The 15,784-nt window shown below is 51.3% G+C and carries 12 protein-coding genes and 1 pseudogene; 7 read left to right on the forward strand and 6 right to left on the reverse strand.

All coding sequences use genetic code 11. From position 1 onward, the window contains the following. Positions 1-22: 22 nt before the first annotated feature. Positions 23-955 (reverse strand): 1-acylglycerol-3-phosphate O-acyltransferase YihG, encoded by a 933-nt coding sequence (gene yihG, locus QUF14_RS23535; RefSeq protein ID WP_024212204.1) that lies wholly within the window; start codon positions 953-955, stop codon positions 23-25. A 363-nt stretch (positions 956-1,318) separates the two neighbouring features. On the opposite strand from yihG, the gene polA reads away from it, so the two are divergent. Together polA and spfP are read left to right on the forward strand one after the other, a co-directional pair. After that, the gene (polA, locus tag QUF14_RS23540; protein WP_100733883.1) at positions 1,319-4,105 is read left to right on the forward strand and encodes a DNA polymerase I; all 2,787 of its coding nucleotides are present in this window, start codon (positions 1,319-1,321) and stop codon (positions 4,103-4,105) included. A gap of 165 nt (positions 4,106-4,270) precedes the next feature. Next, on the forward strand, positions 4,271-4,318 hold the full coding sequence (spfP, locus tag QUF14_RS29090; protein WP_071892919.1) for a small protein SpfP: 48 nt from the start codon (positions 4,271-4,273) through the stop codon (positions 4,316-4,318). A 168-nt stretch (positions 4,319-4,486) separates the two neighbouring features. Here the strand turns inward: spfP and yihA are convergent, their stop codons facing one another. Then, complete coding sequence (yihA, locus tag QUF14_RS23545) at positions 4,487-5,119, reverse strand: ribosome biogenesis GTP-binding protein YihA/YsxC (protein ID WP_000183349.1); 633 nt, start codon at positions 5,117-5,119, stop codon at positions 4,487-4,489. 296 nt (positions 5,120-5,415) lie between these two features. On the opposite strand from yihA, the pseudogene QUF14_RS23550 reads away from it, so the two are divergent. From QUF14_RS23550 to QUF14_RS23565, 4 genes and pseudogenes are all read left to right on the forward strand, one after another. Beyond that, positions 5,416-5,582: pseudogene (locus QUF14_RS23550) on the forward strand (hypothetical protein). Between the two features lie 118 nt (positions 5,583-5,700). Beyond that, complete coding sequence (gene yihI / locus QUF14_RS23555; protein ID WP_001295266.1) at positions 5,701-6,210, forward strand: Der GTPase-activating protein YihI; 510 nt, start codon at positions 5,701-5,703, stop codon at positions 6,208-6,210. A gap of 188 nt (positions 6,211-6,398) precedes the next feature. Further along, positions 6,399-7,772: an oxygen-independent coproporphyrinogen III oxidase gene (gene hemN / locus QUF14_RS23560; RefSeq protein WP_000116109.1), complete on the forward strand. Its 1,374-nt coding sequence runs from the start codon at positions 6,399-6,401 to the stop codon at positions 7,770-7,772. Between the two features lie 385 nt (positions 7,773-8,157). Then, positions 8,158-9,138 carry an IS110-like element IS621 family transposase gene (locus QUF14_RS23565; RefSeq protein WP_000399629.1) on the forward strand — a complete coding sequence of 327 codons (981 nt, stop codon included), beginning with the start codon at positions 8,158-8,160 and terminating at the stop codon, positions 9,136-9,138. A 142-nt stretch (positions 9,139-9,280) separates the two neighbouring features. Here QUF14_RS23565 and QUF14_RS23570 read toward each other — a convergent pair whose 3' ends face one another. The 4 genes from QUF14_RS23570 to glnA all read right to left on the reverse strand — a co-directional run bounded on the left by QUF14_RS23570 (position 9,281) and on the right by glnA (position 13,557). Then, the gene (locus QUF14_RS23570; protein ID WP_000893994.1) at positions 9,281-9,391 is read right to left on the reverse strand and encodes a YshB family small membrane protein; all 111 of its coding nucleotides are present in this window, start codon (positions 9,389-9,391) and stop codon (positions 9,281-9,283) included. Between the two features lie 111 nt (positions 9,392-9,502). Then, the gene (gene glnG, locus QUF14_RS23575; RefSeq protein WP_001188777.1) at positions 9,503-10,912 is read right to left on the reverse strand and encodes a nitrogen regulation protein NR(I); all 1,410 of its coding nucleotides are present in this window, start codon (positions 10,910-10,912) and stop codon (positions 9,503-9,505) included. Positions 10,913-10,923: 11 nt separating this feature from the next. Then, positions 10,924-11,973, reverse strand: coding sequence for a nitrogen regulation protein NR(II) (glnL, locus tag QUF14_RS23580; RefSeq protein ID WP_000190577.1), 1,050 nt, complete (start codon positions 11,971-11,973; stop codon positions 10,924-10,926). Between the two features lie 174 nt (positions 11,974-12,147). Next, positions 12,148-13,557: a glutamate--ammonia ligase gene (gene glnA / locus QUF14_RS23585; protein ID WP_001271718.1), complete on the reverse strand. Its 1,410-nt coding sequence runs from the start codon at positions 13,555-13,557 to the stop codon at positions 12,148-12,150. Positions 13,558-13,929: 372 nt separating this feature from the next. Here glnA and typA point away from each other — a divergent pair, with 372 nt between their 5' ends. Next, positions 13,930-15,753: a ribosome-dependent GTPase TypA gene (gene typA / locus QUF14_RS23590; RefSeq protein ID WP_000570668.1), complete on the forward strand. Its 1,824-nt coding sequence runs from the start codon at positions 13,930-13,932 to the stop codon at positions 15,751-15,753. Positions 15,754-15,784: the final 31 nt, after the last annotated feature.

The following is a 15,784-nucleotide window of genomic DNA, read 5'->3' on the forward strand; positions in this document are numbered from 1 at the left end:
CTCATTCAGAGGCGAGTAAAACTTACTTATTCTGACGCTGTGATGACATCAACGACGTCAGAAGTCGGTCTTTTTCCTGCCACAGTGAGTTCAGCCATTGCTGAAAATGGCGCTTAAAGCTTTTGTCATTGATGTAGTCGCCATGTAACTCATCGGCAATAGGCTGTAAATCCACATGTACGACAATTCGCGTCAGTTTACCGCTTAACATATCGAAGAACGGCTGACGGTTATTGTCCGGATAACACAGCGTAACATTAAGCAGTTTATCGAATTGTTTACCCAGTACATTTAGCGCCATCGCAATGCCTGCTGCCTTTGGTGGCAACAAGTTTTGAAAAGTGGAGTGGGTTTGCTGATGTTTTTCTTGCGTGAAACGGGAGCCTTCAACGAAATTGACAATGGTGGTGGGGTGCAGGCGAAACTTTTCACAAGAACGCCGGGTGGTTTCAACATCTTTACCACGTCGTTCCGGATGACGTAATAAATAAGCGCGGGAATAACGCTTCATAAACGGCATATCCAGCGCCCAGCATGCCAGGCCAAGAAATGGTACCCAGGCAAGCTGCTGCTTGAGGAAATATTTATTCATCGGAATGTGCTTACGAAACAGCACGCACAGTACGACAATATCTGCCCAACTACGGTGGTTACAAATAAGCAGATACCAGTTCTTCTTACTTAACCCTTCCAGCCCGTGAACTTCCCATTGCAGGTGTGGGTTCAGATGCAGTAATACCGCCAGACTTTCACACCAGCAATACATCATAAAATCACAAAAACGCGAAACCTTTCGCCAAATGACTGGCACAGGTAGCAATAGTTTTACAATCCCGGCAATGATGATCGGGACGGAGCAAAAAATAGTGACCAAAATGGTCAATACGATACTCAGCAAAAGGGTTATCGCAGCGAGTATTCTCGTCATAATGAATTTATTCAAAAGGTTAGCCATAGACAGTGCGCTAAAGAAGCGCAAGGCGCCGATTTTAGCAGAAAACGCCCCAAATAACGGATGATCCTTAAGGAGAAAAATAATTCATATCTATCCACATTAGAAAAAATCCCATTATCACAATTATTAGGGATGGCTTTATATTTAACTGTATGAAAAGCAAAGACAAACATCATGCTGTAAAAAGCATGATAATAAATTAAAAGCGATGTAAATAATTTATGCACAAAGTTATCCACATGACGATTTGCGAGCGATCCAGAAGATCTACAAAAGATTTTCACGAAAAGAGGTGAAAAACTCATGTTTTCATCCTGTCTGTGGCATCCTTTACCCATAATCTGATAAACAGGCACGGACATTATGGTTCAGATCCCCCAAAATCCACTTATCCTTGTAGATGGTTCATCTTATCTTTATCGCGCATATCACGCGTTTCCCCCGCTGACTAACAGCGCAGGCGAGCCGACCGGTGCGATGTATGGTGTCCTCAACATGCTGCGCAGTCTAATCATGCAATATAAACCGACGCATGCAGCGGTGGTCTTTGACGCCAAGGGAAAAACCTTTCGTGATGAACTGTTTGAACATTACAAATCACATCGCCCGCCAATGCCGGACGATCTGCGTGCACAAATCGAACCCTTGCACGCGATGGTTAAAGCGATGGGACTGCCGCTGCTGGCGGTTTCTGGCGTAGAAGCGGACGACGTTATCGGTACTCTGGCGCGCGAAGCCGAAAAAGCCGGGCGTCCGGTGCTGATAAGCACAGGCGATAAAGATATGGCGCAGCTGGTGACGCCAAATATTACGCTTATCAATACCATGACGAATACCATCCTCGGCCCGGAAGAGGTGGTGAATAAGTACGGCGTGCCGCCAGAACTGATCATCGACTTCCTGGCGCTGATGGGTGATTCCTCTGATAACATCCCTGGCGTACCGGGCGTCGGTGAAAAAACCGCGCAAGCATTGCTACAAGGTCTTGGCGGACTGGATACGCTGTATGCCGAGCCGGAAAAAATTGCTGGCCTAAGCTTCCGTGGCGCGAAAACAATGGCGGCGAAGCTCGAGCAAAACAAAGAAGTGGCTTATCTCTCTTACCAGCTGGCGACGATTAAAACCGACGTTGAACTGGAGCTGACCTGTGAACAACTGGAAGTGCAGCAACCGGCGGCGGAAGAGCTGTTGGGGCTGTTCAAAAAGTATGAGTTCAAACGCTGGACTGCTGATGTCGAAGCGGGCAAATGGTTACAGGCCAAAGGGGCAAAACCAGCCGCGAAGCCGCAGGAAACCAGTGTTGCAGACGAAGCGCCAGAAGTGACGGCAACGGTGATTTCTTATGACAACTACGTCACCATCCTTGATGAAGAAACACTGAAAGCGTGGATTGCGAAGCTGGAAAAAGCGCCGGTATTTGCATTTGATACCGAAACCGACAGCCTTGATAACATCTCTGCTAACCTGGTCGGGCTTTCTTTTGCTATCGAGCCAGGCGTAGCGGCATATATTCCGGTTGCTCATGATTATCTTGATGCGCCCGATCAAATCTCTCGCGAGCGTGCACTCGAGTTGCTAAAACCGCTGCTGGAAGATGAAAAGGCGCTGAAGGTCGGGCAAAACCTGAAATACGATCGCGGTATTCTGGCGAACTACGGCATTGAGCTGCGTGGGATTGCGTTTGATACCATGTTGGAGTCCTACATTCTCAATAGCGTTGCCGGGCGTCACGATATGGACAGCCTCGCGGAACGTTGGTTGAAGCACAAAACCATCACTTTTGAAGAGATTGCGGGTAAAGGCAAAAATCAACTGACCTTTAACCAGATTGCCCTCGAAGAGGCCGGACGTTACGCCGCCGAAGATGCCGATGTCACCTTGCAGTTGCATCTGAAAATGTGGCCGGATCTGCAAAAACACAAAGGGCCGTTGAACGTCTTCGAGAATATCGAAATGCCGCTGGTGCCGGTGCTTTCACGCATTGAACGTAACGGTGTGAAGATCGATCCGAAAGTGCTACACAATCACTCTGAAGAGCTCACCTTGCGTCTGGCTGAGCTGGAAAAGAAAGCGCATGAAATTGCAGGTGAAGAATTTAATCTTTCTTCCACCAAGCAGTTGCAAACCATTCTGTTTGAAAAACAGGGTATTAAGCCGCTGAAGAAAACACCGGGTGGCGCGCCGTCAACGTCGGAAGAGGTACTGGAAGAACTGGCGCTGGACTATCCGTTGCCAAAAGTGATTCTGGAGTATCGTGGTCTGGCGAAGCTGAAATCGACCTACACCGACAAGCTGCCGCTGATGATCAATCCGAAAACCGGGTGTGTACATACCTCTTATCACCAGGCAGTAACCGCAACGGGACGTTTATCGTCAACCGATCCTAACCTGCAAAACATTCCGGTGCGTAACGAAGAAGGTCGTCGTATCCGCCAGGCGTTTATTGCGCCAGAGGATTATGTGATTGTCTCGGCGGACTACTCGCAGATTGAACTGCGCATTATGGCGCATCTCTCGCGTGACAAAGGCTTGCTGACCGCATTCGCGGAAGGAAAAGATATCCACCGGGCTACGGCGGCAGAAGTGTTTGGTTTGCCACTGGAAACCGTCACCAGCGAGCAACGCCGTAGCGCGAAAGCGATCAACTTTGGTCTGATTTATGGCATGAGTGCTTTCGGTCTGGCGCGGCAATTGAACATTCCACGTAAAGAAGCGCAGAAGTACATGGACCTTTACTTCGAACGCTACCCTGGCGTGCTGGAGTATATGGAACGCACCCGTGCTCAGGCGAAAGAGCAGGGCTACGTTGAAACGCTGGACGGACGCCGTCTGTATCTGCCGGATATCAAATCCAGCAATGGTGCTCGTCGTGCAGCGGCTGAACGTGCAGCCATTAACGCGCCAATGCAGGGAACCGCCGCCGACATTATCAAACGAGCGATGATTGCCGTTGATGCGTGGTTACAAGCTGAGCAACCGCGTGTGCGTATGATTATGCAGGTACACGATGAACTGGTATTTGAAGTTCATAAAGATGATGTCGATGCCGTCGCGAAGCAGATTCATCAACTGATGGAAAACTGTACCCGTCTGGATGTGCCGTTGCTGGTGGAAGTGGGGAGTGGCGAAAACTGGGATCAGGCGCACTAAGATTCGCCTGAACATGCCCTTTTTTCGTAAGTAAGCAACATAAGCTGTCACGTTTTGTGATGGCTATTAGAAATTCCTATGCAACAACTGAAAAAAAATTACAAAAAATGCTTTCTGAACTGAACAAAAAAGAGTAAAGTTAGTCGCGTAGGGTACAGAGGTAAGATGTTCTATCTTTCAGACCTTTTACTTCACGTAATCGGATTTGGCTGAATATTTTAGCCGCCCCAGTCAGTAATGACTGGGGCGTTTTTTATTGGGCGAAAGAAAAGATCTGTAATGCCTGATGCGCCATGTTTATCAGGCCAACGGTAGAATCGTAATCTATTGAATTTACCGGCCGGATACGCCACATCCGGCACAAGCATTAAGGCAAGAAAATTATTCGCCGTCCTGCGTTTCTTCGACAGGCTGCATCTCGCTAAACCAGGTATCCAGTTTCTGCCGCAGCTTGTCCACGCCTTGTTTCTTCAGTGAAGAGAACGTTTCAACCTGCACATCACCGTTAAACGCCAGCACCGCTTCACGCACCATATTCAATTGCGCTTTACGTGCGCCGCTTGCCAGTTTGTCCGCTTTGGTCAGCAGCACCAGTACGGCGATATTACTGTCTACCGCCCACTCAATCATCTGCTGATCGAGGTCTTTCAACGGATGGCGAATATCCATGAGTACCACCAGGCCTTGCAGGCTCTGACGTTTTTCGAGGTACTCGCCGAGCGCGCGTTGCCATTTGCGCTTCATCTCTTCCGGGACTTCCGCGTAGCCATAGCCGGGCAGGTCAACCAGACGCTTGCCGTCAGCCACTTCAAACAGGTTGATAAGCTGGGTGCGCCCTGGGGTTTTTGAGGTCCGCGCCAGGCTTTTCTGGTTAGTCAGCGTGTTCAGCGCGCTGGATTTACCTGCGTTGGAACGGCCTGCAAAAGCCACTTCAATTCCGGTATCGGAAGGTAGGTGGCGAATATCAGGCGCACTCATCACAAAATGCGTCTGTTGATAATTCAAATTAGTCAAAGCGGTCGTCTCCGTCAGTCAAAGCTTTGCGGCGATTATACCTGAACCATAATAAAAGGCGGATTTTTCGGCGTGAGCGTTGTAAGTAAAAGCCATACGCTTTGTGAGACATTGCCGATAGTCTTTATGCGAAATAGCAGAGAAAATTCTGCGATGCATGTCAAATAAGCTATATAAATCAGTTAATTGCTTTTATATAAAACTCTGAAAATGTGCAAATACTGATGGCGGTTGATTGTTTGTTTAAAGCAAAGGCGTAAAGTAGCACCCATAGAGCGAGGACGCTAACAGGAACAATGACTCAGGATGAGGGTCAGGAGCGCCAGGAGGCGAAGACAGAGGATTGTCAGGAAGACAAACGTCCGGAGACGTAATTAAACGGAAATGGAATCAACACGGATTGTTCCGGCTAATGGAAAAACAGGGTGTGTTGGCGGCCTGCAAGGATTGTAAGACCCGTTAAGGGTTATGAGTCAGGAAAAAAGGCGACAGAGTAATCTGTCGCCTTTTTTCTTTGCTTGCTTTCTGTTAGATTCCGCCGCAAATCTATACTGAATAAAACGGCTAAAAGACGAACCATTATGAAACCATCATCTTCAAACTCACGCAGCAAAGGTCATGCAAAAGCGCGTCGAAAAACACGCGAGGAGCTGGATCAGGAAGCTCGTGACCGTAAGCGTCAGAAAAAACGTCGTGGTCATGCGCCGGGCAGCCGCGCAGCAGGCGGTAACACCACGTCAGGCAGCAAAGGCCAGAACGCACCGAAAGATCCACGTATTGGCAGTAAAACCCCTATTCCATTGGGCGTGACTGAAAAAGTCACCAAACAGCACAAACCGAAGAGTGAGAAACCTATGCTTTCACCGCAGGCGGAGTTGGAGTTACTGGAAACGGATGAGCGTCTGGATGCGCTGCTGGAACGTCTGGAGGCAGGCGAAACCCTGAGCGCCGAAGAGCAATCCTGGGTGGATGCCAAACTGGATCGTATTGATGAGTTGATGCAGAAACTCGGCCTCTCTTATGACGATGACGAAGAAGAGGAAGAAGACGAGAAGCAAGAAGACATGATGCGTCTGCTGCGGGGCAACTAACGGATTGCCGCCGTGGGCCTTCCCGTTCTGCTGATAACCCTTCCGGTTATATGTTATCTGGTGTGGTTATTCGTTAAACTACAGCGGTTGTCGCGGCGACAAAAGTGGCTGCGCAACCGGCTGATGACTCGAAACGGGCATCCGCCGGTACGCCGTAGCCGCCAGAGACGCCATCGGAAGGAGTGAGCATGTCTGTACAGCAAATCGACTGGGATCTGGCCCTGATCCAGAAATATAACTATTCCGGGCCACGATACACCTCGTACCCGACCGCGCTGGAGTTTTCAGAAGACTTCGGCGAACAGGCGTTTTTACAAGCCGTGGCGCGCTATCCTGAGCGTCCATTATCTCTCTACGTACATATCCCGTTCTGCCATAAGCTTTGTTACTTCTGCGGTTGCAATAAGATAGTGACTCGCCAGCAGCACAAGGCTGATCAGTATCTGGACGCACTGGAGCAAGAAATCGTCCATCGTGCACCGCTTTTTGCCGGGCGCAAGGTGAGCCAGCTGCACTGGGGCGGTGGAACGCCGACATATCTGAACAAAGCGCAAATCAGCCGTCTGATGAAGCTGCTGCGCGAAAACTTCCAGTTCAATGCCGATGCGGAGATCTCGATCGAAGTCGATCCGCGGGAAATCGAACTGGATGTACTCGATCATTTACGCGCCGAAGGCTTTAATCGCCTGAGCATGGGCGTGCAGGACTTCAACAAAGAAGTGCAACGTCTGGTTAACCGCGAGCAGGATGAAGAGTTCATCTTTGCACTGCTTAACCATGCGCGTGAGATTGGCTTTACCTCCACCAACATCGACCTGATTTACGGCCTGCCGAAACAGACGCCGGAGAGTTTCGCCTTTACCCTGAAACGCGTGGCGGAACTTAACCCCGATCGCCTGAGTGTCTTTAACTACGCGCATTTGCCGACCATTTTTGCTGCTCAGCGTAAAATCAAAGATGCTGACCTGCCGAGTCCGCAGCAAAAACTCGATATCCTGCAGGAAACCATCGCCTTCCTGACACAATCGGGCTATCAGTTTATCGGTATGGATCACTTTGCCCGTCCGGATGACGAGCTGGCGGTGGCCCAGCGTGAAGGCGTGCTGCATCGTAACTTCCAGGGCTACACCACTCAGGGCGATACCGACCTGCTGGGGATGGGCGTTTCAGCCATCAGCATGATTGGCGACTGCTACGCGCAGAATCAGAAAGAGTTGAAGCAGTACTATCAGCAAGTGGATGAACAAGGCAATGCGCTGTGGCGTGGTATTGCGCTAACGCGTGATGACTGTATTCGTCGCGATGTAATTAAGTCGCTCATCTGCAACTTCCGTCTGGATTACGCCCCTATTGAGCAACAGTGGGATTTGCACTTCGCTGATTACTTTGCGGAAGATCTCAAACTACTTGCCCCGTTAGCAAAAGATGGGCTGGTGGATGTGGATGAGAAGGGGATTCAGGTGACGGCGAAAGGTCGCTTGCTGATCCGCAACATTTGCATGTGCTTTGATACCTATCTGCGCCAGAAAGCGCGGATGCAGCAGTTCTCACGGGTGATTTAAAGAGTGAATGGCGCTTCGTTTACAAGGTAGAAAACGAAAGCGCCATCAATGTGCTGAGAACAAGATTGCTTGATGCGCTGGTTAAGAAAACCTGTTGAAATTATTGCTTTTGTAGGCCGGATAAGGCGTTTACGCTGCATCCGGCATCTGAGCATGATGCCTGATGCGACGCTGGTCGCGTCTTATCAGGCCTTGTATTATCCCTCCTGTGCAGAGAAAATCGGCCAGTTTTCTCTGCCTGCAGTCCGCATGCCGTATCGGGCCTTAGGTTTTCAACCTGTTGCGTAGATTTATGCAGCGGACTGCCTTTCTCCCAAAGTGATAAACCGGACAGTATCATGGACCGGTTTTCCCGGTAATCCGTATTTGCAAGGTTGGTTTCACGATGGAACATGAACTTCATTATATCGGTATCGACACCGCTAAAGAGAAACTGGATGTCGATGTGTTGCGTCCTGATGGTCGTCATCGCACCAAAAAATTCGCTAACACCACTAAAGGGCACGATGAGCTGGTGAGCTGGCTGAAGGGTCACAAGATTGACCATGCGCATATCTGCATCGAAGCGACCGGCACCTATATGGAACCTGTCGCAGAGTGCCTTTACGATGCAGGCTACATAGTGTCAGTCATTAATCCTGCGTTGGGTAAAGCTTTCGCTCAGAGTGAAGGACTGCGTAACAAGACTGATACCGTGGATGCGCGCATGCTGGCAGAGTTCTGTCGTCAGAAGCGCCCTGCAGCCTGGGAAGCGCCTCACCCGCTTGAACGCGCGTTGCGTGCCCTGGTAGTACGCCACCAGGCGCTGACAGATATGCACACGCAGGAACTGAACCGCACTGAAACGGCGCGGGAAGTCCAGAGACCGAGCATTGATGCTCACCTTCTGTGGCTTGAAGCAGAGCTGAAGCGTCTTGAGAAGCAGATAAAAGACCTGACAGACGATGATCCGGATATGAAACACCGCAGGAAACTGCTGGAAAGTATCCCGGGTATCGGAGAGAAAACATCTGCGGTATTACTGGCTTATATCGGTCTGAAGGACCGCTTCGCCCATGCCAGACAGTTCGCCGCTTTTGCGGGTCTGACACCACGGCGTTATGAATCAGGCAGTAGTGTGAGAGGGGCAAGCCGGTTGAGTAAAGCCGGACATGTGTCGCTTCGCAGGGCGTTGTATATGCCTGCAATGGTAGCCACCAGTAAGACTGAGTGGGGACGGGCGTTCCGCGACCGTCTGGCGGCTAATGGCAAGAAAGGAAAAGTGATTCTCGGCGCGATGATGCGCAAGCTGGCACAGGTGGCGTATGGAGTGCTGAAGTCAGGCGTACCGTTCGATGCGTCACGGCATAATCCGGTAGCTGCGTAAAAATCGCGGAAGGGATGAAAAAAACAGCGCCTGACGGCGCTGTGTCTGGCATGCCTGCAATCTGGGAAACCAGGGTAGAAAAAAACTTGCAGGCCATAACAGTATCTACGACTTTCTCCGCATCCGGCATAAACAACGAGCTTCAGCTAAACAGCCCAATCATCGCAGCACACAGCACGGCAGCAACGGCAGTTTGCGGTGTGTGGCTGTCAACTGCGCCACTCGATACCAGATTAATTATTGATTCCAGCATAATGACTCTCCCCGTTTTCCGGGCAAGATCATACTGAACTTATCGGAACAGTAAAGCGCAAAATACCAGCAATTTGCGCTCAATAATCAATCTTTACACACAAGCCGTGAATCACTCCATCCCCAGCTCTTTTAACTTCCGTGTCAGTGTGTTGCGACCCCAGCCAAGCAGCCGCGCCGCTTCTTGTTTATGCCCCTGCGTATGTCGCAACGCGGTTGTCAGTAATGTCCGCTCAAGCTCAGGCTGCGCTTCGGAAAGCAGGTTTTGATGACCGGAACGTAGCGCTCTGTCTGCCCATTGCGCTAAAAGTGTCGCCCAACTGTCCGGTTGCATTTGCGAAGTACTCTCCGCAACCGTTGATTCAAACAGTTCGCCAGGCAAATCCTGAATCAACACTTCCTGCCCGGCGGCCATCACCGTTAGCCAGCGACAGGTGTTTTCCAGCTGGCGCACGTTACCCGGCCATGCCAGACGCGTCAGCGCGGCTTCGGTTTCCGGATGCAGCAACTTCGCTTCTACGCCCAGTTCGCGCGCGGCAACCTGTAAAAAATGGCGTGCCAGACGGGGAATATCTTCCCGACGCTCACGCAGCGGCGGCAGATGAACGCGGATAACGTTCAGGCGGTGGAACAAATCCTCACGGAACTTGCCTTCCTGTACCCGCTGTTCGAGATTCTGATGGGTCGCAGCGATAATCCGCACATCCACTTTCACCGGCGCATAGCCGCCAACGCGATAAAACTGACCGTCTGCCAGCACGCGCAGCAAACGCGTCTGTACATCGAGCGGCATATCGCCAATTTCATCGAGGAATAACGTGCCGCCATCGGCCTGTTCAAAACGCCCCTGACGAATAGTATTCGCGCCGGTAAACGCGCCTTTCTCGTGACCGAACAGTTCTGATTCGATCAAATCCTTCGGGATAGCCGCCATATTCAGCGCGATAAACGGCGCTTTGGCTCGAGGACTGTGGCGATGCAGGGCATGAGCGACCAGTTCTTTACCGGTGCCGGATTCGCCGTTAATCAGCACGCTAATAGAAGAACGTGAAAGCCGACCGATAATCCGGAACACGTCCTGCATGGCTGGCGCTTCGCCGATGATATCGGTCGTCGGGCCGTTAAGCTGAACATTACGCGGTTGCTGCTGTTCCTGATAATGGCTGATGGCGCGCTCAACCAGCGCCACGGCTTCGTCGATATCAAACGGTTTGGGCAGATAATCAAACGCCCCTTGTTGATAGGCGCTGACGGCAGCATCCAGATCGGAATGTGCGGTCATAATGATGACCGGAAGCATCGGATGGCGCTGTTTAATCTGCTTGAGCAGCGCAAGCCCGTCCATTCCCGGCATACGGATATCTGAAAGCAGCACATCCGGCGTTTTGCTCGCCAGCGCCTCCAGTACTTCCGCGCCGTTCTCAAATGTCGTACAGGTTAAACCCGCTCCAGCGAGCGCACGTTCAAGCACCCAACGGATGGAACTATCGTCATCGACTACCCAGACTATCCCTCGTTGCATAAACGTCACCTTTATTTCCTGATAGGCAGGTAAACCGAGAACTCGGTATGACCTGGCCAACTGGTAAATTCAATTTTGCCTGAATGCTGATCAATCAAATTACGGGCGATGGATAAGCCAAGCCCGGTGCCACCTTCGCGGCCGCTGACCATCGGGTAAAACAGCGTATCCTGCAAATGAGGCGGAATGCCTGGCCCGTTATCTTCCACATCAATCCGCGCTGCCAGCCGATAGCGCTCGCCGTGTAAGGTCAGTTGAAACGCGGTGCGGGTACGCAGAATGATTTCACCACCTTCCGGCCCCAGTGCCTGTAGCGCATTGCGCACAATATTCAGCAATACCTGTTCAATTTGATCCGGGTCGTGCGCCAGTTCCGGCAGGCTGGGGTCGTAATCACGAATCAACCGCACGTTGTCCGGCAGTTCCATCGACACCAGCGTCACCACGCGTTCAGCCACTTTGTGAATACTTTCGGTAACGCGCGTACCGGGCAGTTGCGGCCCCAACAGACGGTCGACCAGATTTCGCAACCGATCCGCCTGTTCAATAATCACTTTGGTATATTCCAGCAGTGACGGGTCAGGTAATGCTTTGCTGAGCAACTGGGCCGCGCCACGTAAACCGCCAAGCGGATTTTTAATCTCATGCGCCAGGCCGCGCACTAAATCACGGGCAGCAACCTGCTGGGCGTGCTGTAGCTGTTCCTGACTTAAGCGGCGCTGGTTATCCATCGGTGCCATCTCCAGCAGGATCATGCCGTCCGGCATACGCTGGGCCGTCACAGAAAGGATATGCGAGCGCCCGTCGATCACCAGCGTCACTTCGTTATCGGTAAAACCTTGCCCCGCCTCCAGACTTTCTTGCATCAGCTCGATATTTAATGAGAAGTAGCTCAACAGTTCCGGTAACGGCGTACCAAACAATTTGCGGGAGCTTTGGGCGAGCAGTTGTTGCGCGGCGGGGTTGGCGTAATGGATTGCCAGGTTGTCATCAATTAACAAAATACTGTTAATCAGCGAGTTGAGGATCTGCCCAGCATCGGGCTGCGTGCCTGTTGCCATAAAGCAGTCTCCTGAACAGGTTGCACCATTTTAGTGCATTATAGCTTTTTACGGATAAAAAGCGCGAAGCATCAAAGAAGTTACGGAGAAAAAAGCCCATGCAGAGATGGGCTGAAAGTTTCCACGGCAACTAAATCCCGGCCTTCTATGCACCGGGTAGTACAACTTCAACTATTAGACGCTGTAGTACAGCTCAAACTCTACCGGATGCGGAGTCATACGCACGCGGTCATTTTCTTCGCGACGCAGAGCGATGTACGCATCAATGGCTTCGTCAGTGAACACGCCACCGGCTTTCAGGAACTCGCGGTCCAGATCCAGTTCGTTCAGTGCTTCTTCCAGAGAACCAGCAACCTGTGGGATCTCTTTCGCTTCTTCTGGCGGCAGGTCATACAGGTTTTTGTCCATGGCTTCGCCTGGGTGGATCTTGTTCTTGATGCCATCAAGACCGGCCATCAGCAGGGCAGCAAAGCACAGGTACGGGTTAGCCGCCGGATCCGGGAAACGGACTTCGATACGACGTGCTTTCGGAGAAGAAACCACCGGAATACGGATAGACGCAGAACGGTTGCGTGCAGAGTAAGCCAGCATTACCGGTGCTTCGTAGCCCGGGACCAGACGCTTATAAGAGTTGGTGGTCGGGTTTGCCAGGGCGTTAATCGCTTTAGCGTGTTTGATTACGCCGCCAATGTAGTACAGCGCCTGCTCAGACAGACCTGCGTATTTGTCGCCTGCGAACAGGTTAACGCCGTTTTTAGACAGCGACATGTGGCAGTGCATACCGGAGCCGTTATCACCGAACATCGGTTTTGGCATAAAGGTCGCGGTTTTACCGAAGCGGTGCGCCACGTTGTGCACAACATATTTGTAGATCTGAATTTCGTCAGCTTTTTTGGTCATGGTATTGAAGCGGGTAGCCACTTCGTTCTGACCAGCAGTCGCTACTTCGTGGTGATGGGCTTCAACCACCAGACCCATCTGTTCCATCACCAGACACATTTCAGAACGAATATCCTGAGCAGAGTCTACTGGTGGCACCGGGAAGTAACCGCCTTTCACTGCCGGACGGTGACCTTTGTTACCACCTTCGTATTGGGTGGAGGAGTTCCATGCGCCTTCGATATCGTCGATAGCAACGTGGGAACCGGAGATAGAAGATCCGAAACGGATGTCATCGAACAGGAAGAATTCAGGTTCTGGCCCGAACAGTACGGTGTCGGCAATGCCAGTAGAACGCAGGTAATCTTCAGCGCGCTTCGCGATGGAACGCGGGTCACGGTCATAGCCTTGCAGGGTGCCTGGTTCAAGGATATCGCAACGGATAATCAGGGTAGAGTCCGCGAAGAACGGGTCAATCACTGCGGTGGATGCGTCTGGCATCAGCACCATGTCGGATTCGTTAATGCCTTTCCAGCCGCCAATCGAGGAGCCGTCAAACATTTTGCCTTCTTCGAAGAATTCAGCATTCACCTGATGAGCAGGGATAGTGACGTGCTGTTCTTTACCTTTGGTATCGGTGAAGCGCAAATCAACAAACTTCACTTCGTGCTCGTTCAGCATCGTCAGTACGTGTTCAGCGGACATACTTTAACTCTCCTGGATTGGTCATGGTCGTCGTGGTAACGAAATCTGCAATTATTTTGGCCGTGTCGCCGTAAAAAAGATAAAGCGAAAACTGTGCCAACTTTTAAATTGCCCCTAAAAGGCGTTATCATGCGCACCATCGTGCAAAAGGGCTGCACCACGATGTTAATGTTGCACCAATATAGTGCTTCAATGGAAACATTAAGCACCATATTGGTGCAATGACCTTTGGATAACCCTTTTTATGCTCCGTGAAAGCGATCACAAAGGGACTCTGCAATACTTGTTTGCGGAGGATGTTTGTGATCCTGTTTTGTAGTGCGATTAATCCGTGTACAATAACGCGCTATTTCTAATGCCTGAGGCAAAGTTGTGATCGAAAAATTGCGTAATATCGCCATCATCGCGCACGTAGACCATGGTAAAACCACCCTGGTAGACAAGCTGCTCCAACAATCCGGTACGTTCGACTCTCGTGCCGAAACCCAAGAGCGCGTGATGGACTCCAACGATTTGGAGAAAGAGCGTGGGATTACCATCCTCGCGAAAAACACCGCTATCAAATGGAATGATTACCGTATCAACATCGTTGATACCCCGGGGCACGCCGACTTCGGTGGTGAAGTTGAACGTGTAATGTCCATGGTAGACTCAGTGCTGCTGGTGGTTGACGCATTTGACGGCCCGATGCCGCAAACGCGCTTCGTAACCAAAAAAGCGTTTGCTTACGGCCTGAAGCCAATTGTTGTTATCAACAAAGTTGACCGCCCTGGCGCGCGTCCTGACTGGGTTGTGGATCAGGTATTTGACCTGTTCGTTAACCTCGACGCGACCGACGAGCAGCTGGACTTCCCGATCGTTTACGCTTCTGCGCTGAACGGTATCGCCGGTCTGGACCACGAAGATATGGCGGAAGACATGACCCCGCTGTATCAGGCAATTGTTGACCACGTTCCTGCGCCGGACGTTGACCTTGACGGTCCGTTCCAGATGCAGATTTCTCAGCTCGATTACAACAGCTATGTTGGCGTTATCGGCATTGGCCGCATCAAGCGCGGTAAAGTGAAGCCGAACCAGCAGGTCACTATCATCGATAGCGAAGGCAAAACCCGCAACGCGAAAGTCGGTAAAGTGCTGGGCCACCTCGGTCTGGAACGTATCGAAACCGATCTGGCGGAAGCTGGCGATATCGTGGCGATCACGGGCCTGGGCGAACTGAACATTTCTGACACCGTTTGCGACACGCAAAACGTTGAAGCGCTGCCGGCACTCTCCGTTGATGAGCCGACCGTTTCTATGTTCTTCTGCGTTAACACCTCACCGTTCTGCGGTAAAGAAGGTAAGTTCGTAACGTCTCGTCAGATTCTGGATCGTCTGAACAAAGAACTGGTACACAACGTTGCGCTGCGCGTAGAAGAAACTGAAGACGCCGATGCGTTCCGCGTTTCTGGTCGTGGCGAACTGCACCTGTCTGTTCTGATCGAAAACATGCGTCGTGAAGGTTTCGAACTGGCGGTATCCCGTCCGAAAGTTATCTTCCGTGAAATTGACGGTCGTAAACAAGAGCCGTATGAAAACGTGACTCTGGACGTTGAAGAACAGCATCAGGGTTCTGTAATGCAGGCGCTGGGCGAACGTAAAGGCGACCTGAAAAACATGAATCCAGACGGTAAAGGCCGCGTACGTCTCGACTACGTGATCCCAAGCCGTGGTCTGATTGGCTTCCGTTCTGAGTTCATGACCATGACTTCTGGTACGGGTCTGCTGTACTCCACCTTCAGCCACTACGACGACGTACGTCCGGGTGAAGTGGGTCAGCGTCAGAACGGCGTACTGATCTCTAACGGTCAGGGTAAAGCGGTCGCGTTCGCGCTGTTCGGTCTGCAGGATCGCGGTAAGCTGTTCCTCGGTCACGGTGCCGAAGTTTACGAAGGTCAGATTATCGGTATTCACAGCCGTTCTAACGACCTGACTGTAAACTGTCTGACCGGTAAGAAACTGACCAACATGCGTGCTTCCGGTACTGACGAAGCCGTTGTTCTGGTTCCGCCTATCCGCATGACTCTGGAACAAGCGCTGGAGTTCATCGATGATGACGAACTGGTAGAAGTGACTCCGACCTCTATCCGTATTCGTAAACGTCACCTGACGGAAAACGATCGTCGTCGCGCCAACCGCGCACCGAAAGACGATTAATTTCGTTTTTTAGTCATAAAAAACCTGCCAG

This window comes from Escherichia sp. HH091_1A (genome assembly GCF_030295175.1).
In the GTDB taxonomy this organism is placed as follows: Bacteria; Pseudomonadota; Gammaproteobacteria; order Enterobacterales; family Enterobacteriaceae; genus Escherichia; species Escherichia coli_F.

Bases quoted from the DNA above. Each gene is read 5' to 3' on its own strand.
- glnG (WP_001188777.1), bottom strand. From the start codon at position 10,912: ATGCAACGAGGGATAGTCTGGGTAGTCGATGACGATAGTTCCATCCGT.
- yihG (WP_024212204.1), bottom strand. From the start codon at position 955: ATGGCTAACCTTTTGAATAAATTCATTATGACGAGAATACTCGCTGCG.
- QUF14_RS23570 (WP_000893994.1), bottom strand. From the start codon at position 9,391: ATGCTGGAATCAATAATTAATCTGGTATCGAGTGGCGCAGTTGACAGC.
- glnA (WP_001271718.1), bottom strand. From the start codon at position 13,557: ATGTCCGCTGAACACGTACTGACGATGCTGAACGAGCACGAAGTGAAG.
- polA (WP_100733883.1), top strand. From the start codon at position 1,319: ATGGTTCAGATCCCCCAAAATCCACTTATCCTTGTAGATGGTTCATCT.
- hemN (WP_000116109.1), top strand. From the start codon at position 6,399: ATGTCTGTACAGCAAATCGACTGGGATCTGGCCCTGATCCAGAAATAT.
- QUF14_RS23565 (WP_000399629.1), top strand. From the start codon at position 8,158: ATGGAACATGAACTTCATTATATCGGTATCGACACCGCTAAAGAGAAA.
- glnL (WP_000190577.1), bottom strand. From the start codon at position 11,973: ATGGCAACAGGCACGCAGCCCGATGCTGGGCAGATCCTCAACTCGCTG.
- yihI (WP_001295266.1), top strand. From the start codon at position 5,701: ATGAAACCATCATCTTCAAACTCACGCAGCAAAGGTCATGCAAAAGCG.